Raw genomic sequence first — 25,669 nt, 5'->3', positions numbered from 1 at the left:
ACGATTAGTGTGTCCGAAATTTCTATGCTTACCTCACACACATTTTTCCTTCATAGGAAAGAGAGTGAAAGTTATTTTAATATATCATCAATAAAAAAACTGACTGTACTTACGCACAGTCAGTTTTTTTATTATTTTACATAGTTTTCTTTAACAACTGTTGCACAACGATCACATAATGTTTCATGTTCAGCGTCTTTACCAATTGTTTCTGAAACTACCCAACAACGTTCACATGTTTCACCAGTTGCTTGAGCAACAACAACCGCTGTATGCTCATACTTCGGCGCATCTGCTGGCGCTTCTTCCATCATACCACCCAGTTTATACTCAGAAACGATGAATAATTGCTTTAAGTCTTCGCTAATAGACTCTAACATAGTTTTCATTTCTACAGTCGGATATAGCGTAATACTTGCATTTAATGACTTACCGATTACTTTCTCATTACGAGCTACTTCTAACGCTTTTAATACGTCATCACGCAGCGTCATAAATGCATCCCATTTTATTTTTAATGCTTCCGCACCATCTAATTGTACAGCTTCTGGCATATTAGTTAATTGTACACTTTCTTCTGTTACACCCGGAATGTATGGCCATACTTCATCAGCTGTATGCGGTAAGATTGGTGTTACAAGTTTCGTCAATGCAACAAGAACATCATATAATACAGTTTGAATTGCACGACGATCTTCATGGTTTGCACCTTCAATGTATAAAATGTCTTTTGCAAAGTCTAAGTAGAATGAACTTAAATCAATTGTACAGAAGTTATGAATTGCATGATACACAGCAGCGAAGTCGTATGTTTCATATGCTTCTTTTACTTTTGTAATTAAGTCATTTAATTTCACTAACATGTAACGATCTACTTCACGAAGTTCAGCTACAGCTACTGTATTTTCACTTGGCTTAAAGTCATCTAAGTTTCCTAATAAGAAACGGAATGTGTTACGGATTTTACGATACACTTCTGCTACTTGTTTTAAAATATCATCTGAAATACGTACATCAGATTGATAGTCAACAGAAGATACCCATAAGCGTAAAATATCTCCACCTAATTGATCCATAATTTTCTTCGGTACGACGATGTTTCCAATCGACTTACTCATTTTACGTCCTTCACCATCTAATACGAAACCATGGCTTAGTACGCCTTTATATGGAGCTTTACCTGTTACAGCAACTGCTGTTGATAATGAAGAGTTAAACCAACCACGATACTGGTCAGATCCTTCTAAATATAAATCAGCTGGACGTTGTAAGTCTTCGCGCTCTTCTAATACTGCTTGGTGAGAAGAACCTGAATCGAACCATACATCCATGATGTCTGTTTCTTTACGGAATTCACCATTTGGGCTACCTGTATGTGTAAATCCTTCTGGTAATAGATCTTTCGCTTCACGCTCAAACCATACGTTAGAACCGTGCTCACGGAATAAATCTGCTACATGGTTAATTGTTTCATCTGTAATAATTGGATCACCATTCTCTGCATAGAATACAGGGATTGGCACACCCCATGCACGCTGACGAGAAATACACCAGTCACCACGGTCACGAACCATATTATGAAGACGAGTTTCTCCCCATGCTGGTACCCATTTTGTTTCCGCAACAGCTTCTAATAATTCTTTACGGAACGCTTCAATAGATGCAAACCACTGTGCTGTCGCACGGAAAATAATTGGTTTTTTCGTTCTCCAATCATGCGGGTATGAATGCGTAATGAATGTTAGTTTCAGTAACGCGCCTACTTCTTCTAATTTTTCTGTAATTGGCTTGTTAGCTTTATCATAGAATAAGCCTTCAAATCCAGGTGCTTCATTTGTTAATACACCTTTATCATCAACTGGGCAAAGTACTTCTAATCCATACTTTTTACCAACAACGAAGTCATCTTCCCCGTGTCCTGGTGCTGTATGAACACAACCTGTACCTGCATCTGTTGTTACGTGATCTCCTAGCATAACTAATGAATCACGATCGTAGAATGGATGTTTTGCAACTGTATACTCAAGTTCGCTACCTTTTACCGTTTTCACAACTTCAGCATTTTCCCACTCTAACGTTTTTGCAACTGTCTCAAATAGTTCAGAAGCAATAATATATTTTTCATCATTTACTTTTACAATAGCGTATTCAAGTTCTGGGTGAACAGAAATACCTAAGTTTGCAGGTAACGTCCAAGGTGTTGTTGTCCAGATAATAAATTTCTCATCACCTTCTAATACGTTCTTTCCGTCTTTTACAGGGAATGCTACGTAAATAGATGCTGATTTTTTATCTTGGTATTCAATTTCAGCTTCTGCTAAAGCTGATTCACTCGTTGGAGACCAGTAAACTGGTTTCTGTCCTTTATAGATATAACCTTTTTTCGCCATATCACCGAACACTTTAATTTGTTGCGCTTCATAAGCCGGCTCTAAAGTAATATATGGGTTATCCCAATCTGCACGTACACCTAAACGCTTAAATTGTTCACGTTGACGTTCTACTTGTTCATATGCATACTCTGCACATAACTTACGGAACTCAGCAACTGTCATTTCTTTACGCTTTACACCTTTATTTGTTAAAGCTTGCTCAATTGGTAAACCGTGTGTATCCCAACCCGGTACATATGGTGCGCAGTAACCTGTCATTGATTTATAACGAACAATAAAGTCTTTTAGCACTTTATTTAATGCATGTCCCATATGAATGTCACCATTCGCATATGGAGGTCCATCATGCAGTACAAATAAAGGACGACCTTTCGTATGTTCTTGTACCTTTTCATAAATATTCATTTCAGCCCACTGTTCTTGCATTGCAGGCTCACGTTTTGGTAAATTCCCACGCATTGGGAACTCTGTTTTTGGCATTAGTAATGTATTTTTGTACTCCATGCTCAATTCCTCCTTACATGTATAAAAGAAACACTTAAAAAACGGAATAAAAAAGAGACCTTCTCATCCCAAAAAGGGACGAGAAAGTCTCCCGCGGTACCACCCTAGTAGATCCTATACGTATGTATACAATCCTCTTTATATTCTTAACGCGAATATACGCCTACGCTTACTCTATTTGTTCAGCGCGGAACTCCAGGGTGATATTCCCATTATCTCCTTATCCTGAGCTTACACCATCCTCAGTTCGCTATATAAGGTATGAAAAAGGTACTTATCCCTATCTTCGTTTTTCTTAATAAATATGTTGTTTAAAATTATATGTAATAATGAGAAAAACGTCAAGCTTACACTGTTTCTTCTTTTTTCAACAGTTCATCTACTTCGTCTTCTAACTCAATTAGTTTATCCCAATCATCGTTGTTTAACATTTCAAGCTGTGTTTCTAATAACATACGGAAACGAGTGCGGAATACTTTCGCTTGTTTCTTTAGCTCTTCAATATCAAAGGCAACTTTTCTTGATTTTACTAACGCTTCGTTAATAATACGGTCTGCATTCTTTTCAGCTTCACGTACGATTAATTTTGCTTCTTTTTGCGCATTACGTTTTACTTCTTCCGCTGCTTCTTGTGCAACGATGATAGATTTGTTTAACGTATCTTCAATATTAGAGAAATGATCTAACTTCCCTTCTAATTGCGCAACTTTTTCTTCTAAAGCTTTTTTCTCACGAATGACTAATTCATAATCTTTGATAATTTGATCAAGAAACTCATTTACTTGATCTTCATCATAGCCACGGAATCCGCGACCAAATTCTTTGTTATGAATATCTAATGGTGTTAACGGCACAACGCCACCTCCAAGTAGTTATCTAAATTTCCTATTTCAATTATATCTTTTCTTCGACAAAATAGGAGGATTTCCTTCTAAAAAACCAATCATTTTAGTATACCATACAAAATTCTCCATTTGTCGCGCTTTGTTCTACCTTCTACAGAAAACAATTTACTTCGTCCATATCCTCTCACTGAAAAAACATCTCCTGGATAACATTCATAAGAAGTTTGCTCCACTGTTTTCCAATTAACTTTTACTAAACCATTTTTTATGAAAGGTTGTACTTTTTGTCTGGATATATGTAACATTTCAGCTAACATAACATCTAAACGAAGTGAAGAAACCGTTCCAGATTTCTCTCCCCACGTTTCTTGCATCTGTAGAATTTTTTCTCCTTGCACTGGTGATAAGGAGACTTTCACTTTCCCTATAGATTGTAAGTTCATCTCAATATAAGATACAACTTCTTTCGCGACTACAATTTGGGCACGATCTTCTTGAAGCAAAATATCACCACATTTTTCTCTCGTTAAACCAAGAGACATAAATGTACCTAATATTTGCCTATGTTCTAGCGTATAAAACTTGGAAGGATAGTCAATTTCCAATACTTCTACTTGAAATTCCTCTTCATTCACTACTAGATAGTCCGGATAAATGAGTGCTCTCTTACGCTCTGCATGAGGCGTTGCACCATCAAACTGTACAGCAACATCCCCTTGTCCTATTACCATAGTGACAATTTGTTGTTGTCTTGGATCAAGGAAGTCTGTTAACTTCACTTGATGGTACTCCGCTGCTCGCTTCCACTCTAACACCTTATCCACAAAGACCTCTTCATCGGGTCTGAAATGTTCATAGATGCTCATGTATTTAACCTCTTACTATAAGAAATAGTTGAATATACTTATTAAACCATTCGTAGCAAGCTTTAACGTGAAAATCGCAACGAGTGGAGAGATATCAATCATACCAAGCGGCGGAATAAATCTGCGAAATGGTTCTAAATACGGTTCACAAATACGCGCAAGAATTTCTCCAAAAGTTGATTCCTTTGCACCAGGGAACCATGATAGAAGAATGTAAATAATAAGTGCCCACGAGTAGATCTCGATAGCAGTAATTAAAACGTTTAAAACTGTTACCATGGCGTATTACCACCTCTTTATATTTGTGTCTTCTTCTTCACCGAATAACTCTGAAATTGCACCAACAATATCTACATTTTCAGGGGTACACATAAATGTTTTCGGTCCTATTTTTTGAATGTCCCCGCCTATAGCGTATACAGTACCACTTAAAAAGTCAACGATACGTACAGCTTGATCAGTAGACATTCGTTGTAAATTAATCACAACAGCTCGTCTACCTTTTAAATGGTCCGAAATCCCTTGTGCTTCCGAATATGTGCGTGGTTCTAATAAAACAACTTTTGAAGATTGCTTTGCCGTTTCAATGCTCACAACATTTTGTTTCGGTTGCGCTTTTGGAAACGCAACATCTTGTTGTTCTGGCGGATCTTGCTGCTTCTTCATGTCTGTTTGCTCCTTTTCATAACTATATTGAGCTGCTTCTTTTTCTTCCGGTGTATCAAAAAAGAAGTATTTTACTTTTGACCAACTCATAATAAGATTCTCCTTCCTTTTACGCTTTTCCTACTAAAATCGTCCCCAAACGAATATATGTAGCACCTTCTTCAATTGCAATCGTGTAATCATTAGACATTCCCATTGATAATTCTTTACATGGCGCATGTAATAATTCTAGCTCCTGCACCTCTGTTTGTAGCATACACAACTCCTTAAAACAGCGTCTGATTTCTTCCTCTTCTTCTGTAAACGGAGCCATTGTCATTAGTCCTACCACTTCAATCTTATCCAATTCTTGCAAACTTTGAATAAAAGAAACGGTTTCTTCTATTGCCAATCCTTGCTTTGATTCTTCAGATGATGTTTTCACTTGAACAAAACATTTCACTTTCTTATCAGCACGTTTTTGAATTTCTTTTGCAAGTGAAAGACGATCTAACGAATGTAAATAATCAATTTCATTAATGATTTCTTTTACTTTTCTCGTTTGTAATGATCCAATAAAATGCCAATTCACTTTTGAACCGAAATGTTCGTACTTCTGTAAGAAACTTTCATTTCTATTTTCACCTAAATCGATAATTCCAGCTTCAATTACTTCGTTTGTTTTTTCAATTCCTACCGTTTTTGTAACCGCAACGAGTTTAATATCTTGCAACGAACGTCCCGCTCGTACGCAAGATTGTTTAATTGCTTCATTTACAGTTGTTAAATTTTTTTGTACTGTCACTTGCTTTCTTCCTCCTTAAAACCTATGAAACTCAACATTCTTCCTGTCTTACCTTGATCACGACGATGAGAGAAAAATAGTTGTTCTTCACAGCTTGTACAAAGAGATGACATTACAATATTCTCTTCTTTTATGCCTGATTGTACACATAATATACGATTAATTTCTTTTAAATTAATTGCGTACTGCCCATCAGAAATTTTTTTATAAGGGACAGAGCCGTTTACTACTTGCTCTGCTGCTGTTAACACTCGATCATCAACAACGTAACAACAAGATCCAATTGCTGGTCCAATTGCAACATGAATTTCATCACTTGAAATCCCTTCTGCATTCCATTTTTGAATCATTTCCTTTGCAATCTCTTTTACAGTCCCTTTCCATCCAGCATGCGCAAGTCCTATCATACCATGTGATGGTGCATAAAAATAGAGTGGAACACAATCCGCGTAACATGATGTTAGAAGAACATCATTATTAGTCGTATAAATGCCATCTGTTTTTGAAATGCCGTCTTCATATGAATAGACGCCACTTCCTTTTTCCTGTTGTCCTACTTTTTCAACATGATGATCATGAACTTGTTCAGAGCAAATCCAGTTTTCTAATGGTTTTTGTAACTTATTTGCTAAAATGCGTCTGTTTTCATGAACGTTCTCCACGATATCATTCACATGTAATCCTAAATTCATCGCATGAAAGGAGCCCGTACTTACCCCACCATCTTTTGTCGTAAATCCAGCAGTAATGTTTCCAAGTTCTTTCCACGCTTGTAAATACAGTATACCGTCCACATATTTAAATGGTTGTCTCATAAAGTGACTCCTTTTAATTAAAATAACATAAAAAAGCATGGTACTTCCTGTCTATTTTACCATACTTTTATTTTTTCATAATGCCAACAGAAAAAAAAGAGGAATTTGTAATATTCTTTATGAAATTGTCGGTGTTTGTATTGATTCTGTTACAGAATTAACAGGATTTACTCTAACAAGTATGACATCTTCCCCAATTTTCATAATTTCCTCCCAAGGAATTACAATTTCTACATCCTTCCCAAAGATCCCTAACATACGTGCCTGTTTGGAAATAATAATAGACCCGATCTTCCCTGTGTTCATATCAATTTCAATATCTCCAATATTCCCAAGCCTTTTTCCATCTGAAACATTTATTATCTCTTTCATCTGCAACTCCGAAATTCTTATCATTTTCATCCTCTCCCTTATATATGACGAATTGAAAAAACACTGTTTCTCAAATTAACAGGAAGCACCCTCTACTAATCCCATATTATTTTCATTATATGAACACAGCTTCCCTACTATGAGCGAAGACAAACTATATTACATATAAAAAGGTTTCACCATAAATGGTGAAACCTTATCCTTGAATCGTCTTATTCATTTGTTTAATAGCTGATTTCTCTAAACGTGACACTTGTGCTTGAGAAATCCCAATTTCTTCTGCAACTTCCATTTGTGTCTTTCCTTGAAAGAAACGTTTTCGAATAATCATTTTCTCACGATCATTTAAACGCTTCATCCCTTCTTTCAGTGCTAACTCTTCAACCCACTGCTCGTCCTTTTGTTTTTCATCACTTAACTGATCCATAACAAAGATAGGATCTCCCCCATCGTTATAAATCGGTTCAAATAATGAAACTGGATCTTGAATCGCATCTAATGCAAAAACAATTTCTTCATGAGTCACTTCAAGCACTTTTGCAATATCCATTGCTGTTGGTTCTTTTGAATTTTCTGCAATCAATTTCTCTCTTACTTGTAACGCTTTATACGCAATATCTCGTAATGATCGAGATACGCGAATCGGATTATTATCACGCAAATATCTGCGTATTTCCCCAATAATCATCGGCACAGCATACGTTGAAAATTTTACATTTTGGCCTAAATCAAAGTTATCAATGGATTTCATAAGTCCGATGCAACCAACTTGAAATAAATCGTCAACATATTCTCCTCTGTTATTAAATCTTTGGATGACGCTCAGTACAAGACGTAAGTTTCCATTCACTAATTTCTCTCTTGCGCTTATCTCTCCACTTTGCATTTCACGAAATAATTTACGCATTTCATCATTTTTTAGTACGGGAAGTTTAGCTGTATCAACACCGCAAATTTCTACTTTGTTTCTCGTCAAAGTGTTCCCTCCTATCGGGAGTTGCTGTACAGTGTAAAGTATTTCCTTTGAAGGGGATTTTATGCATGCGGTTTTCTCTTCATTTTTCATTTTCGTTGTCTCTTCTCATACAACGAAAGAGAATAAGACCAGCCTAGATAACGGCTGGTCTTATTCTTTACACCATTTTATTAAATTCTTTTCGTAATCTTTTTATGATTCTTTTTTCTAAACGCGAAATGTATGACTGTGAAATCCCAAGCATATCCGCCACATCTTTTTGCGTCTTTTCCTCTTCTCCAGCAAGCCCAAACCGAAGTTCCATAATTTGTTTTTCACGATCATTTAATTGATGCAATGCTTTCATTAGAAGATGACGATCTACAGTAGCTTCTAAATCTTTTGTAATAATATCATCATCTGTACCTAATACATCTGATAACAAAAGTTCATTCCCGTCCCAATCGATGTTAAGCGGTTCGTCAAAAGAAACTTCTGAACGATTTTTATTATTCCGACGCAAATGCATTAAAATTTCATTTTCTATACAACGTGAGGCATATGTCGCTAATTTTATTTTCTTTTCCGGATTAAATGTATTCACTGCTTTAATAAGGCCGATTGTTCCTATACTAATCAAATCTTCAATATTTATCCCTGTATTTTCAAACTTTCTTGCTATATATACAACTAAGCGTAAGTTGCGTTCAATCAGTAACGATCTTGCTGCCTGATCTCCTTTTGGCAATTTATTCAAAAGAACTTCCTCTTCTTCTTTCGTTAACGGTGGTGGCAACGCTTCACTTCCACCGATATAATAAATTTCATCGGTCTTAATTCCTAATTTCAACAATACTTTATACCAAAGGTATACTAAATAAAATTTTAATTTCATCATATTATCCCGCCTCCCATTATTAAGCAATTACCATTTTTTGCGAAATTAACATTTTCGGATGCACAATACATTGATACTCTCCATTGGTTGACAACTGTTGTGTATTTAATCCAATCAATACTTTGCTGACTACAATAGAACTACCTTCATGATAAATTTGCACACTGTCTGGCTTAATTGCCCATAAAAATTGATTCTCTACTCCTACTGCTCTGAAAGGAATTAAGCGTAATTTTGTTGCCCAGCCAGAATCATTTTCTGGTATTTGAGGAATCTCTGTTTTGGAATAAATTTGTTCTGTTAACCAAGCTGGCAAGCAATGCTCTAATGATGAAATATGCATAATCATAACGGGTGTTTTTGTTAACGGGTCGTAAAGTTGGTTCCCACTATCAATTAAACCTGCGAGTTCTAGTTCCTCTTCAGCTAATTGAATTTTCAATTTCACAATTTGGTCATAGTGTATTTTTGTAACCTCTACGCTTTCAATACGTTTTTTAGAAAAATAATAAATTACTGGAAAACCAAAAACAACAAACAACCAGCTAATTGGATCACCGTAAGAAATTGATTGAGATTGAACCAATCCATTTACCATTTCATTCGTTTGCAAAAAGAAATGAGTCCCAATTAACCCTCCGCCAACCATAAAGGTTACAAAGTAAAAAGTAAAAACAGTTTGTGCATAGTTTCTAAACGTTGTAAACCCAAATGCTGTATACACAATAAGTAACGAGTACAGTAGTTTCATAATTGGATGTGTCATCATAGAAGCAAAAGGAGTAAAGGCAAAAATAACAATGGTTGAACCTATAAATGCCCCTAACACAAGCCTCCATCTTTTGATCTTCTTTTTTAACACGGTTGCTGTTAATAAAAGTAAAAGAAAATCAATGCAGGCGTTTAACAACCAAACAACGTCGGCGTAAACAACCAAACAATTCACCTCTTTTTTTAAGTTGAGACTAGTATAATGCATATCCAATAGGAAAGTGTGTCAATTTGCGGAGGTGTTTTTTTGTTATTTTGTGCTTTCTAGACAAAATCTGTCGGTAAAAAATAAAAGTATATGTTTCATAGAATACTATATCTTTTTACTTATATATTAAGTGAAACTTTAATCACCCCGCACCAATCAGGCTGCCCAGCAAATAGCGGGATAAATCGAAATATATAAAATAAAAAAAGACCTGCTTAGCAGATCTTTTCCCTATATAAAACAAAAAAGGAGCATAAAAACTCCTTTTCTTTTATCGTCTACGACGGTTACGTAAGAATGCTGGAATATCGATGTCATCTGAATCTGTATGACGCTCATGCACAACCGGCTCTTCACGTTTCATTTCACGCTTAACTTCACGTTGTTTTGAAGGTTGAGCTACTTGCTGTTGCTGTTGTTGCGTGTGATTCGCAGTCGGACGGATAATTGGTTTTGGTGGCTGCGTCGAAGCACTATCATCAAAACCAGTTGCAATTACAGTTACAACGATATCATCTTTTAATCCTTCATTAATAACAGAACCGAAGATCATATTTACTTCTGGATCTGAAGCTGAAGCTACAATGTCTGCCGCTTCTTGTACTTCATATAAGCTTAAGTTAGCTCCACCCGTAATGTTCATGATAACACCTTGAGCTCCATCAATAGATGTTTCTAATAATGGACTAGAAATCGCTTTTTTCGCAGCTTCAGCAGCACGATTTTCTCCATTACCAGAACCAATACCCATTAAAGCAGAACCTCTATTAGACATAATTGTCTTTACGTCTGCGAAGTCTAAGTTAATTAAACCTGGTGTTGCAATTAAATCAGAAATACCTTGAACACCTTGACGTAATACGTTATCTGCTTCACGGAATGCTTCTAACATCGGCGTATTTTTATCAACAATCTCTAATAAGCGATCGTTTGGAATTACAATAAGCGTATCTACATTTTCTTTAAATGCCGCAATACCAGATGCTGCTTGCGTTGCACGTTTACGTCCTTCAAATGTAAATGGACGTGTCACAACACCAACTGTTAATGCACCTAATTCTTTTGCAACTTGAGCAACAACTGGAGCTGCACCAGTTCCAGTTCCGCCGCCCATACCAGCAGTTACGAAGACCATATCCGCACCACGAAGTGCTTCTTGGATCTGTTCTTTACTTTCTTCTGCAGCTTTTTTCCCTACTTCAGGGTTTGCACCTGCACCAAGTCCACGTGTTAATTTTCCACCAATTTGCATTTTTGTTTCAGCTTTTGATAGATTTAATGCTTGTGCATCAGTATTCACAGCGATAAAGTCTACACCTTGTACACCGTGTTCAATCATACGGTTTACAGCATTGTTTCCGCCACCGCCGACACCGATAACTTTTATATTCGCTAATTGATCTTGAGTAGTATCAAACTCTAACATGTCGAAATCCCCCTAGAACCTCATTTTTCGTGTCCAATTTTAATCCCATAAATAACGGAATACACGTTTTACTTTTGACATCATACGTTCATCACTTTGATTATTATTGTTTTGATTACGAGTTTTTTGTTTCGCAGGTTGCTGTTGTACCGGCGTTGGTGCTGGTGCTGGTACTGGTTCAAAATGTTCTTGCTTTTCCTGCACATTTTTCCCACGTAATTTAGCTTTTTGATAAGAATGTTTAATTAATCCTACTCCACTTGTATATTGGGGCTCACGCACACCAATATAATCAGGAGTCGCTATACGAACATTTTCATGTAAAATATCATATGCAAGATCAAGAACACCCGGCATAGAAGCAATTCCACCAGTTAGTACATAGCCAGAAGCTACTTGCTTTACTCCTAACTTACGCACTTCATCTTGAACAAACATTAAAATTTCCTCTACACGAGCCTCTATTATATCCGATAATTCCAACTGAGAATATTGTTCTGTTTGATCGCTTCCCATAATAGGAACCGTAAACATCTCTTCTTCAGATGCTGTATCATAAAAAGCATGTCCATATTTCAACTTTATTTGATCTGCATTGTCTGTTGAAGTTTTCAACCCAATCGCAATATCCTTCGTTATATGGTCTCCACCTAACGGTAATACGCTCGTCGCTTGTAACTCTCCATCTTTAAAAATAGATAAAGTTGTAGATCCTCCCCCCATATCAACAAGGGCTACTCCTCTATGTTTCTCATCTGAAGATATAGCAACTGTTGCAGCCGCTAAAGGTTGAAGACAAATATCAACTATTTCAAGACCTGCTTTTTCTACACAACGAAGTAGGTTATGTAGTAAAGTTCTCGAGCCTGTTATAAGTGTACCTTCCATTTCTAATCTTACACCGATCATCCCGCGTGGATCGTTAATCTCGTCAAGACCGTCTACGATGAACTGTCGAGGTACCACATCAATAAACTCACGCTCTGGAGCAATTGACACAACTTGTGCTGCATCTAGAACGCGTAAGACATCTTCATTCCCGATTTCACGATCTTCATTTGAAACAGCGACTACTCCGTGACAAGGAAGTAGCTGTACCTGGTTTGCATTGACACCTACTACAACTTGCTCAATGTGGATTCCCACCATGCGCTCAGCTTGTTCAATTGCTTTTTTAATTGATCGAACAGTCTCGTCTATATCAACTATCGATCCCTTCTTTAAACCATTTGATTTTACATTTCCAACACCAATAATGTTTAAGCTGTCATTAACCATTTCACCAATGATGACTTTAACATTGGATGTACCGATGTCAAGACTAACATATATTTCATTGCTGTTCATTCTTTGGCACCTCCTTCTTTATTTATACCATACAACTCAATATATGGAACAACAATCGCAACTTTACTATTTATAAGAAAAATATTCAACGTCTTTATACGTTTCCCTTTTTTAACCCTATATTTTTCTTATTTTTATTTAACATTCATTTAAGAATATCGCAGTAAACTGTGAATAACTGCTTATCTTGAAATAATTCTATTTCAAGTGTAAAGATTACCGCCAAGTATAAGTCTACACTAAGATGTACTCATAGAAAAGTGAAACTTGTACCAATCCTAGTATGAATCTAAGAATTTTTACATCTTTTTCATCAAATGAACCATTCTTGTAAATTCAGATGCATTCAACAGAACATTCGTTTCGTTTTTTCTACAGGAACGTAGTAAAAACTATCGTTCTATTCTTTTTTTTCTTCCGCTCCTAATTCTTTCGTATATGCCCCTACTTCTAAATCAATTAATACCTTTTTACCCGGCTCAATTGTTTTTAAGATAAGCGGATAAGCTTCCATACGCTTTGCGAAATTTTGAATCGTAGTGCTCACTTCGTACCCTTCGTTCATATATAAAGTAAGATGATCTTCATTCGCATTCGTCGGTGAATAACGAATTTCAGAAATAGACCTTAAAATAGTTGGTGTTAATTTTTCAAGCTCAGCAATTAACTCCTTCATTTTTTCCTCTTTAAAAGGTTCAAAAATTGGTGCTGCAACAGGAAGTTTTCCGTTCGGAAGTACATCAAGTGTTTTCCCGTTCTCTAGTAACGGTTGTAATTTCCCATCTTTGTTTATATAACCAATCGTTAAATATTCTTCAATATGAACATCAATTTTATTTGGAAAACGTTTTTTTACATTTACTGCTTTAATTTCTTTTCGTTTCGTTAGGTTTTCTTCTGCTTTATGTGCTGTCACTCGGAAATAACTTGTATCATACGTCACACCTGATTCCTTCATCACTTGTTCATCTGTCATATAATGATTTCCAAACACACTTATCTTTTTGATATTGCTTAGCGGAGACCGAAAATAAATTAAAAAGAGCACTAATAAAAATAAAATTGATATGTATAAAATCAACCGATGATTAACATTTTTCTTGTTTTTCTTCTGTTGATTTTTTAACTTTGGTACACGATCCTGTAGTTTAATCACTTTACTATTTTTCATGTACGATCCCCCTACGTAACATAAAAAACGGCATGTTCCTCATGCCGTTCTTATCTTCTTATTATAACATAAATGATAATGAGCGGAACGAATAACCGTTATCTTCCAATGATTTCTACTTCTGTATGCATTTCTACGCCAAATTTATCCTCGATTGTTTGTTTTATTAATGCAATTAAAGATAAGACATCTTGCGCACTGGCTCCCCCAGTGTTAATAATAAAATTCCCATGCATTTCAGAAATTTGAGCTCCGCCTATTTGATAACCACGAAGCCCCGCCTTTTCTATTAAGTCTCCTGCAAAGTATGGGATTGGATTCCGAAATATGCTTCCTGCACAAGGATGATTCCACGGCTGTGTTTCACGACGGTAGTCTTTATTCTTTTGCATGACGCTTACGATTCCCTCACGCTCCCCTACCTGCAATTGAAACTCAGCTTCCAAAACAATACCAGGACGTTTCGTTTGCAATACAGAAGTACGATAGGAAAACTCCATTTCTTCATGTGTTAACCAATCAATTGTTCCGTTTTCAAACAAAATAAGAGCTTTTGATAATATGTTTGATATATCCGATTTATGTGCTCCTGCATTCATATACACTGCACCACCAACACTTCCTGGAATACCACTGGCAAATTCCAGGCCGGATAACCCTTGACGACTAAGTAAAGTTGATAATTTAATAAGGGGATACCCACCACCAACTCTTACTCTATGTTTTTCGACTTCTAAGTGGTCTAATCCTTCTCCTAAACGAATAACGACACCTTCTATACCTAGATCAGATACAAGAAGGTTCGAACCTCGACCAATTACAGTCCACTTTGTTTTATATTTTTTTACTAACTGCAACGTTTTTTCAATACTGGCAACATGCTTTGGCACAATTAAAATATCAGCTGGTCCACCTATTTTCATAGTGGTATAACGCGCTAACGCTTCATTCACTAACACGCGACCAACATTTGCTTCTATAAGCTCATTTACTAATTGCTCCATAAACAATCTCCCCCATACTAAGTATCCTTATTACAGTAGTATGCAGGGCGTTCACCTAACGTTATTTTTTTACAAGCTTATTCATTACTTCATACAGCTTATTTGCTGCATCTGGAATACCTAATTGCCCCGCAGCCAGCTTCATATTTTGTAATGTTTGTGCATCTAATAAAATCTCATCAATATCACGAATAAGCGTTTCTGCTGTTAAATCTTTTTCAAGCAACATTTTTGCTGCTCCTTTATCGACAACGGAACGTGCATTCTTTTCCTGATGGTTATTTGTTACGTAAGGACTCGGTATTAACACACTTGGCTTACCTAACGCGGTTAATTCTGCAAGTGTTGTTGCCCCCGCTCTTGAAACAACAAGATCTACACCTGTAAGTACCTCTGGCATATTATGAATGAAAGGTTTAATAATAACATTATTCGGATTCCCTTTTTGCTTCACTGCTTCCATCACTTTGTCATAATGAACTTCACCTGTTACATACAATATTTCGTAACTTTTATTTCCAAACTGTTCAATTGCCTCTACGAAAGCATCGTTAATCGGTCTAGCCCCACGACTTCCACCAAAAATAAGTACCGATTTTTTAGGAAGAGATAAACCTACTGAACGTTTTCCTTTCATTCCATTCTGATCCATTACTTCTGATGCTCTTGGATTCCCTGTCATCACCACTTTTGACTGTGGAAAATGTTCTGCAGCCGCTTCAAAACAAACCGCAACTTTATCAACATAGCGGCTTAAAAATTTATTCGTTACACCAGGTACACTATTTTGTTCATGTACAATGGTTGGAATACCTAATTTTGCTGCAGCATATACAACTGGTCCACATACATATCCACCCGTTCCAATCACAATATCCGGATTAAAACGACGAATATATCGTTTACTATCTTGTACACCCTTTAGGAAACGCATCACCGTTTTCACGTTATCTAACGATATTTTACGCTTAAATCCACTTATAACAATAGATTGAAACGGTATGCCTGCTTTTGGAACGATTGTGCTCTCTAATCCACTCTCCGTACCAATATATAAAAACCTTGCTTCCGGATTTAATTTTTTTATTTCTCTTATTAGAGCAAGAGCCGGATAAATATGACCTCCAGTGCCCCCACCACTTACTAATACACGCACTACTAACTCCTCCGCTTCTCTTTTCTTATTTCAGTTGTATTTATTTCTATATACATCATGTTTCTTCGCGCACATACGAAAAACCCTGTCTTATAAAACAGGGTTTAGTAGCGAGAATGGCGACTTATATTTAATAATACACCTACTGCCATTAACATTAATGTCAAACTTGATCCACCATAACTTAAAAACGGCAAAGTAATACCTGTTACAGGCATCAATCCTGTTACAACACCAACATTAATCATTACTTGAATCGCAATCATCGCCACAATACCTACTGCTAAAAACGTACCATATAAATCTGGCGCTCCTAAAGCTATACGAATCCCACGCCATAATAATAGACTAAATAATAATAACACAAATGAACCACCAATAAAACCTAATTCCTCCGATAAGATCGCAAATATAAAGTCTGTTTGCGGTTCAGGTAAATAAAGAAACTTTTGTCTACTTTGTCCAAGTCCAAGCCCGAATAATCCACCAGGTCCAATTGCGAGTAACGATTGAATAATTTGAAATCCACTTCCAAGCGGATCTGACCACGGATCTAAATATGATGTAATACGTTTCATTCGATACGGTGCTGATGCAATTAGCCCTACAAATCCTGCTACACCAAGCAAACCAAACATTGCAAAGTGAAATACCCTTGCTCCCGAGATAAATATCATAATAATACATGTCCCAACCATTACAGTTCCTGTGCCAAGATCTGGCTGTAACATAATCATCCCAAAAGCAAGAAATACAAAACTAAGAGCTGGTAGTAAACCACGTTTAAAAGAGGTAATTAATTTTTGTCGTTCCGCTAAAAATTTTGCTAAGAAAATAATCATCGCAAACTTCATAAATTCTGACGGTTGAATGGAAAATGCCCCGATTCCAATCCAACTTCGCGCTCCTCCTCGAACAAGTCCTACCCCAGGAATAAGAACAAGAATAAGAAGAATGAAGCAAACTAGCAAAATTACTTTTGAATACGTACGCCACACCCAATAATCAATTTTCATAATTAAAAACATAGCCACTACACCAATACTTGCAAATAGCAATTGCCTTTTTGCAAAAAAGAATGAGTCCCCCATTTTATAAGAGGCCCAAACCGCACTCGCACTATACACCATAACCATTCCGATTGTTAACAACGCAAGTGTAACGATGATGAGAATAAAATCAGGCGTTTTCTTCATTACCCATAAACACCACCTCTTTAGGCAGAAACTTTTGCCCTATGTAACAAAACATCAGTAGGTGTTAGCCTACTGATGTTTTGATTTACTTTATATAAGTTTATGCACAGCTTGTATAAAAATGTCTCCTCTTTCTTCAAATGTTTTAAATTGATCCCAGCTTGCACATGCTGGAGAAAGAAGAATTACATCGCCATCTGTAGAATGAGCATAAGCTTTCACTACCGCTTCATCTAAAGTATCGACACTTTCAATTGTATCTAATCCCGCTTTTTCTGCAGCTCTTACTAGTTTTGGAGCTGTTTGTCCAAATGTTACAATTGCTTTTACATTTTTGAAATATGGAATTAAATCATCGAATTCATTTCCACGATCAAGCCCACCTGCTAATAACACAATCGGTTGTGTAAACGCAGATAAAGCTTTCTCAGTCGCTAACATATTCGTTGCTTTTGAGTCATTATAAACCTTACGATTGTTAATAGTTGTTACATATTCTAAACGATGTTTTACACCTGTAAAACGTTTTAATACCACCGTAATCGCTTCATTAGAAACACCCAATATTTTTGCGATACTCATCGCTGCTAAAATATTTTCTAAATTATGTTGACCAGGTAAAACGATATCGCCTACTTCAACAACTTTTTCACCTTTAAAACAAAGAGCATTCTCTTTTATACACGCACCATCTTCAATTTCTTTCGTTGTCGAGAATAGTACTTTTTGCCCTTTACTATAAGCAGATAAAGCCATCACATCTGCATCATCTGCATTTATTACACTATAATCATTTTCTGTTTGGTTTTTAAAAATATTTGCTTTTGCTAAACCATATTCCTTCTTCGTCCCGTGATAATCTAAGTGGGCCTCAAATAAATTTAAAAACGCAGCAATTTTAGGTTGGAATAATTCTACTCCCATCAGTTGGAACGATGAAAGTTCTGTAACTACAACTTCATTTTCTTTTGCATCCTGTGCTACTTCACACGCTACAGTTCCTATGTTCCCTGCAATTACAGGATGCTTTTGTCCTTCTTTTAGCATTTCAAATGCAAGCATTGTCGTCGTCGTTTTACCGTTAGACCCCGTAATCCCAACAAATGGCGCTTCTGAAATACGATATGCTAATTCAACTTCCGTAACAATTGGAATTTGCTTCTCTTTCGCAGCAACTAATATTGGATTAGAATACGGGATTCCTGGATTTTTTACTACAAGAGAAATATTCCTCTCTAACAATTCTAAAGGATGACCACCGCATACAACGTCCATTCCTTTTGCTTGTAATTCTGCAGCAAGTACATTATCCGCTAAAGGCTTTCCGTCATTTACAATTACATTTGCCCCTAATTTTTGTAACAGCGTAGCTGCTGCATAACCACTTTTTGCAATGCCTAATACAAGAATATTTTTATTTTGAAATTCAGTTACAGTTTTCAATTACATCCACACCCCGATATAAATTCCTAACACAGCTAATAAAAATCCTACAGACCAAAATGTCACAACAACACGCCACTCTGACCAACCACATAATTCATAATGATGGTGTAATGGACTCATTTTAAAGACACGTTTTCCTGTTGTTTTAAAAGAAATGACCTGAATAATAACAGATAAAGTTTCCATTACGAATACTCCACCAATGATTACAAGTAGTAATTCTTGTTTTAATAAAATCGCTACAGCTGCAATGGCTCCACCTAAAGCTAAGGAACCTGTATCTCCCATAAACACTTTCGCTGGATTTGCATTGAATACTAAAAATCCAAGTACAGCTCCTACAACTGCCATACAGAATATCGCTACTCCAAATTGCTCTTGCGCTACTGCAATAATACTAAACGCTCCAAATGCAATAGCAGCTGTTCCTGATAATAAACCATCTAAACCGTCAGTTAAGTTAACTGCATTTGATCCACCAATAAGCATAAATAATACAAGTACAAAATACGCCCAACCTAGTTCAAACTTAACATCTGTTCCCGGAATCATGATGTATGTGTGGAACGCTTGCCCTTTTCCAATTAAAAAGAACGCAATAGCAATAACAAGCTGACCTACTAATTTTTGTTTTGATGTTAAACCAAGATTTCTCTTCTTAACTACCTTTATGTAGTCATCTAAAAACCCAATTAATCCGTAGCCAAATGTCACTAATAATAATAACGAAACCTCTGCACCTAAATGATTAAACTTAATCGCCATAATAAGTGAAGTTACCATCATAGATACATATATGACAATACCACCCATTGTAGGTGTCCCTGATTTTTTTTGATGTGACTTTGGTCCCTCATCACGAATACTCTGTCCGAACTTTAATTTCCTTAAAAATGGAATAAACAATGGCGAAAGGGCAACAGAAATTAAGAATGCTACCCCAGCCGTTACTAATAAACCTTGCTCAAGCACATGTAGTCCTCCTCTCACGTTGTTACTCTTCGTTGTTTAAACGCTCTGTAATTGCTTCTTTAGCGACTTCACGATCGTCAAAATGATGAACGTCTTTACCAATAATTTGATACGTTTCATGACCCTTACCAGCAATAATGATGATATCTTCAGCTTTCGCGTTAGCAATTGCATGGTATATCGCTTCTTTTCTATCAATAATTACTTCATAATTATTCCCATTTGCACCCTGCACCATATCATCTAAAATAGCCCCTGGCTCTTCACTTCTTGGATTATCTGAAGTGTAAATTGCATGAGTTGCATATTTTGTTGCAACACTTGCCATGATTGGTCTCTTTGTTCGATCTCTATCTCCACCACAACCGACGATGCAATATACATCGCCTTTTGCAAACTGTTTTGCTGTTTTTAATACATTCTCTAAGCTATCTGGTGTATGTGCATAATCAACAATAACTGTATAATTTTGTCCACCATCAACTACTTCAAAACGTCCTGGAACTCCAGCTAGTTGCTTTATTACATCAATAACCGTTTCTAAACTTACACCAGAAACAAGTCCTGCCGCTGTTGCCGCTAGTACGTTATATACATTAAATTTCCCAATCAATTTCATCGTAACATTTACACTTTCATACGGTGTTACAAGCGTAAATGTAGTTCCACCACTCGTCATAACGATATCTTTGGCCATAATATCACTTGTTGTATCAATTCCATACGTTACAACAGTTGCCGCAGTACTTCTCATATATTCCCCAGTTACAGCATCATCGTTATTCAGTACCGCGTACTTTTCACGATCATGGTTATAACTATTGCCAAGTTGTGCAAATAGCAACCCTTTTGCATGTTTATATTCTTCCATCGTTTTATGATAGTCTAAATGATCTTGTGTTAAATTTGTAAACACTGCTACATCGTAATCACATCCGTGTACACGACCAAGATCTAAAGCATGTGACGAAACTTCCATTACTGTACTATCTACACCGTGCTCAACCATTTTTAAAAATGTCTGTTGAAGTGTTAGTGCATCTGGTGTTGTATTTTTCACCTCAAATGTTTCATCACCGATTTTCATATTAATCGTTCCAATTAGCCCCGTTTTATGACCATGTGCGCGCATAATCTCATCCATAATATGCGATGTTGTTGTCTTTCCATTTGTACCTGTAATTCCGATTAAATGTAACTTGTGTGTTGGTTGACCATAAAAATAATCAGCTAAAACCGCTAACGAACGAAAAGTGTTTTTCACAAGTACAACTGGAACGTCAACATCAATTGGTCTTTCCGCAACAATAGCAGCCGCTCCTTGTGCCGCTGCTTGCTTAGCAAAATCATGGCTATCAACCGTATATCCTTTCATACATACAAATAAGCTTCCCTCTTTCACTTTACGTGAATCAGCTTCTATAGATGTGATTTCTGGATTTTCTTTTGGAACAACTGGAAAATCATGCAAACATGATAAAAGTGTATGCAACTTCATTTCACTAAACCCTCTCTACATTGTGTATTTATCTCTTTTTTAATAAGCAACACGTTACCTCCTAAATATGTAAAATAGGAGGTAAGTGCTACTGTGTCTAATAAATAGACTTATTTATAATTGGGGCTCTTACAGCCTCAAATTAAGTAACTCTTCTATAAAGAACTCACTTCCACCAATTGTACCATAAAACGTACTAGGTTACCTTTAATTCCCGAAGTAAATTCTAATTTTTGAGCCTTCTTTCACTTTAGCTCCTGCTTCTGGGGATTGTTTAATTACTTTCTCTCCGTCTCCACTTATATCAAGCTTCAAATCGACGAGTTGTGTCTGTAAGTCTTTCTTTTTCATACCAATTAAATTCGGAACTTCCACAGTTGGTGTATCGCCCCATTTATATTCTCTCTCAACTTGTTCTTTTCTCGGTTTCACTCCCATAACAGGAAGTGCATCCCGAAGAATATTCCCAACAATTGGAGCTGCTACTACTCCACCAAATTGCGTTACACCTTTCGGATTATCAACAGCAACATAGACAACAATTTCCGGATCATCTGCTGGAGCAAAACCGATAAAAGATACTATATAATTATTCTCTAAATATTTACCATCTTTCACCTTTTGAGCCGTACCTGTTTTTCCACCTACACGATACCCATCAATGAAAGCACCTTTACCAGATCCCTTTGCTACAACATTCTCTAATGCATACCGAACTTTTTCTGAAGTTTCCTTGGAAATAACTTTTCTTTTTTCCACAGGTGTCTTTTTACTTACAACTTGATTATTTTTCGGATCAATAAATTCCTTAGCTATATACGGTTGATACAATGTCCCACCATTTACAGCCGCTGCTACTGCTGCTACTTGTTGAATTGGTGTTACAGAAACTCCTTGACCAAATGAAGTAGTTGCTTGCTCGACTGGACCGACTTTATCTAAATTAAATAAAATCCCACTACCTTCACCTTGCAAATCAATTCCGGTTTTCTGTCCAAAGCCGAAATTACGAATGTATTTAAACAATCGGTCTTTACCAAGACGATCACCAAGTTCAATAAATCCTGGGTTACATGAGTTTTGAACTACTTCTAAAAACGTTTGGCTACCATGGCCTCCCGCTTTCCAGCATTTCAATCTAGCTCCACCCACCTCAGCTGCTCCATCATCATAAAACGTATCTTTCTCTAAGTCTACTAAATTTTCATTCAAGGCTGCTGCTAACGTAATGATCTTAAATGTTGAACCAGGCTCATACGTACTCCATACTGGTAAATTTCTATTATACACTTCTGGAGAAACACTTTGAAAATCTGCTGGATCAAAACTCGGCCGACTCGACATACCTAAAATTTCACCATTTTTCGGATTCATTGCAATCGCAATCATACCATCTGGATTATATGTCGACTCTGCAATATTCATTTCTCTTTCCATAATTCTATTAATACGTGCATCAATTGTTAAACCTAAATTCAAACCAGCTTCTGGTTTTTTGAAATCATCGCCAACATTAGGCATCCTTTGGCCTTTTGCATCTGCAAAAAAACGCACATGACCTTCATCACCATTTAGCTCTTTATCATAATATTTTTCCAATCCCATAAGACCTTGGTTATCACTACCTGCAAACCCTAATACGTGTGATAAAAAGTTGCCAAATGGATAGTACCGGATAGAGTCCTCTGCGATATAAACACCTTTCAAACTTAATCCTCGTACCTCTTTCGCTTTATCATGTGATATTTTTCTTCCACCTTTATCTAACCTTACAATCGATTCTTTTTTTGTAATCCGCTTATAAACCTCATCTTTTTCCACACCTAATACTGCAGCTAACTTCTCTGCAGTCTCTGCTGGTTTTTCAATTTGCCTCGGTACAACAAAGACAGTTGGGGCACTTTTATTCGTAGCAAGTTCCACACCATTCCGGTCTAAAATCTTCCCACGTTCAGGTTCAAAAGTAATATTACGACTCCATGAATCTTTCGCACGATCCGTTAACATATTCCCAAGAAAAAATTGCACATATCCAAGACGAATATCGATGATAGTGAAAATAAGTATACCTGATATGAGTATAAAAATAAGTCTTTTTCTAACTGTTACATTTGATACACGCATATTGGAACAAGCCTCCCTTACGCCTAGCTTGTTCCAATATATGCTTGTACTTATTTAATTAGAACTTCTTCTCTTTTACCATTACTGTTTTTCTGCTTCTTGTTGTGGTTCAAGTGGTGGTACAAGTGTTACACCTAACTCTGTACCAGGTTGTAACAATGTTCCTTCTGCCACACTTTGTTCAGTTACATATCCGGTACCAGTAGGTTTTAGGTTAAGCTTTAATGTTTTCGCTAAATTCATAACATCACGCAGTGCCCAGCCTTGTATATTTGGCATTGTAGGTTTATCTCCTACTAAGAAGACTCGGTCACCTTTTAATGTTTGCTCAGTTGCTTTTGGCACTTGTTGCTGCACTTTCCCTTCACCTAATACGATTGGACGAAGTTTTGCTTTATCAATTGCTTTTTTCGCTTCTTCCATCGTTTTCCCTGTTACATCCGGAACGACAGTTTGTTGTTCTTTCACATATTTTTTCGGGTCTTTTATTTCATTTGGCTTAATCTTTAAATACTCTAAACTATTTTTAGTTACATATTTAAAAATATCAGCTAAAGGCTGTGCGCCATTCTCATCATCTTTCAATTTCGGCTGTTTTACAGCTACATACACAACAAGTTGTGGATCGTCCATAGGTGCCATCCCTAAGAATGAGAATATATAATTCTCTCTTCCCGTCATATAGCCACCTTTTCCATCCGGAATTTGCGCTGTCCCTGTTTTACCACCAACTGAATACCCATCAACTTTATAAGCAGTTCCTGTTCCTTTCGGCGATGTAACAACACGTTCTAATAACTGTCTTACTTGCGCTGCTGTTTCTTTCGTAACAGGTTTTCCCACTTCCTCTGGCTTATGTTCTAATTTTACTTCGCCTGTTATTGGATCTACAATTTTATCAATTGTATAAGGCTTCATCATTTTTCCATCATTTGCAATAGCAGTTGCAGCTTGCACAAGCTGAATTGGCGTTACAGTAGAACCTTGTCCAAAAGCTGTTGTTACTTGCTGTATTTGTTGATCAAATACAATTGCATTTGAACCTTCACCAGGTAAATCAATGTTCGTTTTTTCATCTAATCCAAAACTATGAATATACTTTCGGAAACGTTCGGGGCCAAGTTTTTGATCCCCTAAAATTGCAAACGCTACGTTGGAAGAACGCTCTACCCCTTCATCAAATGTGATAGATCCCCATCCAGCGCCGCCGTTATGATCTTTTATTTTTCGGTTCCCGACTTGATATGTACCAGACTGATAATAATCTTGTCCTTTATACACACCTTCATTAATAGCTGCTGCTAACGTGAAAATTTTCATTGTTGATCCAGGTTCAAATGCATTTGCAATTGCATCATTGAAGAAATATTTAATTTGACGATCATTTGGATCATAACTAGGTTTACTAGACATCGCTAATATTTTCCCTGTTTTTGGATCCGCAACAATCCCTATTAAACTTTCTGGGTCGTAATGCTTACTTGCAGCTTTCATCGCATCTTCTAAATAACTTTGAATACGTTGATCTATCGTTAAATACGCGTTATCTCCGTTTTTAGGTGCCTCTACGTTCACTTTTCCACCGTCAAGAGACACTCCTTTACGATCGCCTGTATAAGCTACTTTGCCGTTAGAAGCACTTAAATATTTATCTAAACTTTTTTCTAAACCAAATTGCCCTACCGAAGTCCCCTTTTCATTCGGTTTAGCATGGCCTATAACGTAAGATGCAAAATCACCGTTCGGATACACTCTTGCATTCTCAGTAATAAAAGATATGCCTGGCAATTTCAATGCTTCTATTTGTTCCTTCTGTTCTTTCGTCAAATCTTTACCTAGTGTTCCAAATTCGACTTGACTTTTATCTTTTTTATTTAACGTGGCTAAAATCTTCTCTTCATCTTTTCCGAGTACTCCCGCAATTTTCTTTGCAGTATCCTCTTTATTTTCAACATAATTCGCACCTTTTAATTCCGCTACAAGTTTATAAGAGTTTGCATCTTGCGCTAGTACATGACCGTTTTGATCGTAAATCGTCCCGCGATTTGCTTCTAGAACTCCTTTTTTACTATGTTTTTGCTGAGCAAGTTTATCCAAATCTTGATTATGAACAGTTCCTGTTGCTTGTATGTAAAAAAATCGGGCTAACAATAGCAAAAAGAGCAGGAGGAATAAAATCATAAAATACCCTGCTCCCTTATTGGTATGAAATTTAGTCATATTTCTCTTCATTTTCCCTTCACACCTATTGC

22 protein-coding genes and 1 other annotated feature are annotated in these 25,669 nt (G+C 36.6%); all 22 genes read right to left on the bottom strand.

Annotation, left to right across the window (positions count from 1 at the left end):
* Positions 1 to 131: 131 nt before the first annotated feature.
* Positions 132 to 2,897, bottom strand: coding sequence for an isoleucine--tRNA ligase (gene ileS2 / locus DN394_RS04115; protein ID WP_098953648.1), 2,766 nt, complete (start codon positions 2,895 to 2,897; stop codon positions 132 to 134).
* Between the two features lie 71 nt (positions 2,898 to 2,968).
* Positions 2,969 to 3,193: a binding site (T-box leader), on the bottom strand.
* A gap of 51 nt (positions 3,194 to 3,244) precedes the next feature.
* Positions 3,245 to 3,751 carry a septum site-determining protein DivIVA gene (divIVA, locus tag DN394_RS04110; RefSeq protein WP_001131609.1) on the bottom strand — a complete coding sequence of 169 codons (507 nt, stop codon included), beginning with the start codon at positions 3,749 to 3,751 and terminating at the stop codon, positions 3,245 to 3,247.
* An 89-nt stretch (positions 3,752 to 3,840) separates the two neighbouring features.
* Positions 3,841 to 4,608: a YlmH family RNA-binding protein gene (locus DN394_RS04105; RefSeq protein WP_000029706.1), complete on the bottom strand. Its 768-nt coding sequence runs from the start codon at positions 4,606 to 4,608 to the stop codon at positions 3,841 to 3,843.
* 15 nt (positions 4,609 to 4,623) lie between these two features.
* Positions 4,624 to 4,887 carry a YggT family protein gene (locus tag DN394_RS04100; RefSeq protein ID WP_000259082.1) on the bottom strand — a complete coding sequence of 88 codons (264 nt, stop codon included), beginning with the start codon at positions 4,885 to 4,887 and terminating at the stop codon, positions 4,624 to 4,626.
* 6 nt (positions 4,888 to 4,893) lie between these two features.
* Positions 4,894 to 5,364 carry a cell division protein SepF gene (locus DN394_RS04095; RefSeq protein ID WP_000119131.1) on the bottom strand — a complete coding sequence of 157 codons (471 nt, stop codon included), beginning with the start codon at positions 5,362 to 5,364 and terminating at the stop codon, positions 4,894 to 4,896.
* Positions 5,365 to 5,383: 19 nt separating this feature from the next.
* Positions 5,384 to 6,058 (bottom strand): YggS family pyridoxal phosphate-dependent enzyme, encoded by a 675-nt coding sequence (locus DN394_RS04090; protein ID WP_098208796.1) that lies wholly within the window; start codon positions 6,056 to 6,058, stop codon positions 5,384 to 5,386.
* Positions 6,055 to 6,873 (bottom strand): peptidoglycan editing factor PgeF, encoded by an 819-nt coding sequence (pgeF, locus tag DN394_RS04085; RefSeq protein ID WP_046956465.1) that lies wholly within the window; start codon positions 6,871 to 6,873, stop codon positions 6,055 to 6,057. Before pgeF ends, DN394_RS04090 begins: the two co-directional genes overlap by 4 nt.
* 117 nt (positions 6,874 to 6,990) lie before the next feature.
* Entirely contained in the window at positions 6,991 to 7,269 is a 279-nt protein-coding gene (locus tag DN394_RS04080) for a YlmC/YmxH family sporulation protein (protein ID WP_000619414.1), read from the bottom strand.
* Between the two features lie 172 nt (positions 7,270 to 7,441).
* Positions 7,442 to 8,221, bottom strand: coding sequence for an RNA polymerase sporulation sigma factor SigG (sigG, locus tag DN394_RS04075; protein WP_000197753.1), 780 nt, complete (start codon positions 8,219 to 8,221; stop codon positions 7,442 to 7,444).
* A 157-nt stretch (positions 8,222 to 8,378) separates the two neighbouring features.
* Complete coding sequence (gene sigE, locus DN394_RS04070; protein ID WP_000976947.1) at positions 8,379 to 9,098, bottom strand: RNA polymerase sporulation sigma factor SigE; 720 nt, start codon at positions 9,096 to 9,098, stop codon at positions 8,379 to 8,381.
* A gap of 19 nt (positions 9,099 to 9,117) precedes the next feature.
* Complete coding sequence (gene spoIIGA, locus DN394_RS04065) at positions 9,118 to 10,035, bottom strand: sigma-E processing peptidase SpoIIGA (RefSeq protein ID WP_000261976.1); 918 nt, start codon at positions 10,033 to 10,035, stop codon at positions 9,118 to 9,120.
* 313 nt (positions 10,036 to 10,348) lie between these two features.
* Complete coding sequence (gene ftsZ, locus DN394_RS04060; RefSeq protein WP_000888983.1) at positions 10,349 to 11,503, bottom strand: cell division protein FtsZ; 1,155 nt, start codon at positions 11,501 to 11,503, stop codon at positions 10,349 to 10,351.
* Between the two features lie 39 nt (positions 11,504 to 11,542).
* The gene (ftsA, locus tag DN394_RS04055) at positions 11,543 to 12,850 is read right to left on the bottom strand and encodes a cell division protein FtsA (RefSeq protein WP_046957417.1); all 1,308 of its coding nucleotides are present in this window, start codon (positions 12,848 to 12,850) and stop codon (positions 11,543 to 11,545) included.
* Positions 12,851 to 13,250: 400 nt separating this feature from the next.
* Positions 13,251 to 14,021 (bottom strand): cell division protein DivIB, encoded by a 771-nt coding sequence (gene divIB, locus DN394_RS04050; protein ID WP_000798232.1) that lies wholly within the window; start codon positions 14,019 to 14,021, stop codon positions 13,251 to 13,253.
* A 98-nt stretch (positions 14,022 to 14,119) separates the two neighbouring features.
* On the bottom strand, positions 14,120 to 15,025 hold the full coding sequence (gene murB, locus DN394_RS04045) for a UDP-N-acetylmuramate dehydrogenase (protein WP_048546089.1): 906 nt from the start codon (positions 15,023 to 15,025) through the stop codon (positions 14,120 to 14,122).
* A 61-nt stretch (positions 15,026 to 15,086) separates the two neighbouring features.
* Positions 15,087 to 16,181, bottom strand: coding sequence for an undecaprenyldiphospho-muramoylpentapeptide beta-N-acetylglucosaminyltransferase (gene murG / locus DN394_RS04040; protein WP_001265424.1), 1,095 nt, complete (start codon positions 16,179 to 16,181; stop codon positions 15,087 to 15,089).
* A gap of 104 nt (positions 16,182 to 16,285) precedes the next feature.
* Complete coding sequence (gene spoVE / locus DN394_RS04035; RefSeq protein ID WP_000753516.1) at positions 16,286 to 17,377, bottom strand: stage V sporulation protein E; 1,092 nt, start codon at positions 17,375 to 17,377, stop codon at positions 16,286 to 16,288.
* A gap of 90 nt (positions 17,378 to 17,467) precedes the next feature.
* Positions 17,468 to 18,820 (bottom strand): UDP-N-acetylmuramoyl-L-alanine--D-glutamate ligase, encoded by a 1,353-nt coding sequence (murD, locus tag DN394_RS04030; RefSeq protein WP_097917866.1) that lies wholly within the window; start codon positions 18,818 to 18,820, stop codon positions 17,468 to 17,470.
* The gene (gene mraY / locus DN394_RS04025; protein WP_000893058.1) at positions 18,821 to 19,795 is read right to left on the bottom strand and encodes a phospho-N-acetylmuramoyl-pentapeptide-transferase; all 975 of its coding nucleotides are present in this window, start codon (positions 19,793 to 19,795) and stop codon (positions 18,821 to 18,823) included.
* 22 nt (positions 19,796 to 19,817) lie between these two features.
* Positions 19,818 to 21,293: a UDP-N-acetylmuramoyl-L-alanyl-D-glutamate--2,6-diaminopimelate ligase gene (gene murE, locus DN394_RS04020; protein WP_149293639.1), complete on the bottom strand. Its 1,476-nt coding sequence runs from the start codon at positions 21,291 to 21,293 to the stop codon at positions 19,818 to 19,820.
* Between the two features lie 207 nt (positions 21,294 to 21,500).
* Positions 21,501 to 23,417, bottom strand: coding sequence for a stage V sporulation protein D (locus DN394_RS04015; RefSeq protein ID WP_001266244.1), 1,917 nt, complete (start codon positions 23,415 to 23,417; stop codon positions 21,501 to 21,503).
* A gap of 81 nt (positions 23,418 to 23,498) precedes the next feature.
* The gene (locus tag DN394_RS04010; RefSeq protein WP_097917865.1) at positions 23,499 to 25,649 is read right to left on the bottom strand and encodes a penicillin-binding protein; all 2,151 of its coding nucleotides are present in this window, start codon (positions 25,647 to 25,649) and stop codon (positions 23,499 to 23,501) included.
* Positions 25,650 to 25,669: the final 20 nt, after the last annotated feature.

Origin of the sequence: Bacillus sp. BB081, from assembly GCF_008368895.1 — a bacterium.
Taxonomy (GTDB): Bacteria; Bacillota; Bacilli; order Bacillales; family Bacillaceae_G; genus Bacillus_A; species Bacillus_A wiedmannii.
Note: the sequence above shows the minus strand (reverse complement) of the source record. Positions and strands in the feature narration are given on the sequence as shown.

Coding starts and splice junctions, on each gene's coding strand:
- sigE (WP_000976947.1), bottom strand. CDS start 9,098: ATGATGAAATTAAAATTTTATTTAGTATACCTTTGGTATAAAGTATTG.
- murE (WP_149293639.1), bottom strand. CDS start 21,293: ATGAAGTTGCATACACTTTTATCATGTTTGCATGATTTTCCAGTTGTT.
- DN394_RS04105 (WP_000029706.1), bottom strand. CDS start 4,608: ATGAGCATCTATGAACATTTCAGACCCGATGAAGAGGTCTTTGTGGAT.
- ftsZ (WP_000888983.1), bottom strand. CDS start 11,503: ATGTTAGAGTTTGATACTACTCAAGATCAATTAGCGAATATAAAAGTT.
- pgeF (WP_046956465.1), bottom strand. CDS start 6,873: ATGAGACAACCATTTAAATATGTGGACGGTATACTGTATTTACAAGCG.
- DN394_RS04095 (WP_000119131.1), bottom strand. CDS start 5,364: ATGAGTTGGTCAAAAGTAAAATACTTCTTTTTTGATACACCGGAAGAA.
- murB (WP_048546089.1), bottom strand. CDS start 15,025: ATGGAGCAATTAGTAAATGAGCTTATAGAAGCAAATGTTGGTCGCGTG.
- divIB (WP_000798232.1), bottom strand. CDS start 14,021: ATGAAAAATAGTAAAGTGATTAAACTACAGGATCGTGTACCAAAGTTA.
- DN394_RS04080 (WP_000619414.1), bottom strand. CDS start 7,269: ATGATAAGAATTTCGGAGTTGCAGATGAAAGAGATAATAAATGTTTCA.
- ftsA (WP_046957417.1), bottom strand. CDS start 12,850: ATGAACAGCAATGAAATATATGTTAGTCTTGACATCGGTACATCCAAT.
- spoVE (WP_000753516.1), bottom strand. CDS start 17,377: ATGAAGAAAACGCCTGATTTTATTCTCATCATCGTTACACTTGCGTTG.
- DN394_RS04010 (WP_097917865.1), bottom strand. CDS start 25,649: ATGAAGAGAAATATGACTAAATTTCATACCAATAAGGGAGCAGGGTAT.
- DN394_RS04100 (WP_000259082.1), bottom strand. CDS start 4,887: ATGGTAACAGTTTTAAACGTTTTAATTACTGCTATCGAGATCTACTCG.
- DN394_RS04015 (WP_001266244.1), bottom strand. CDS start 23,417: ATGCGTGTATCAAATGTAACAGTTAGAAAAAGACTTATTTTTATACTC.
- ileS2 (WP_098953648.1), bottom strand. CDS start 2,897: ATGGAGTACAAAAATACATTACTAATGCCAAAAACAGAGTTCCCAATG.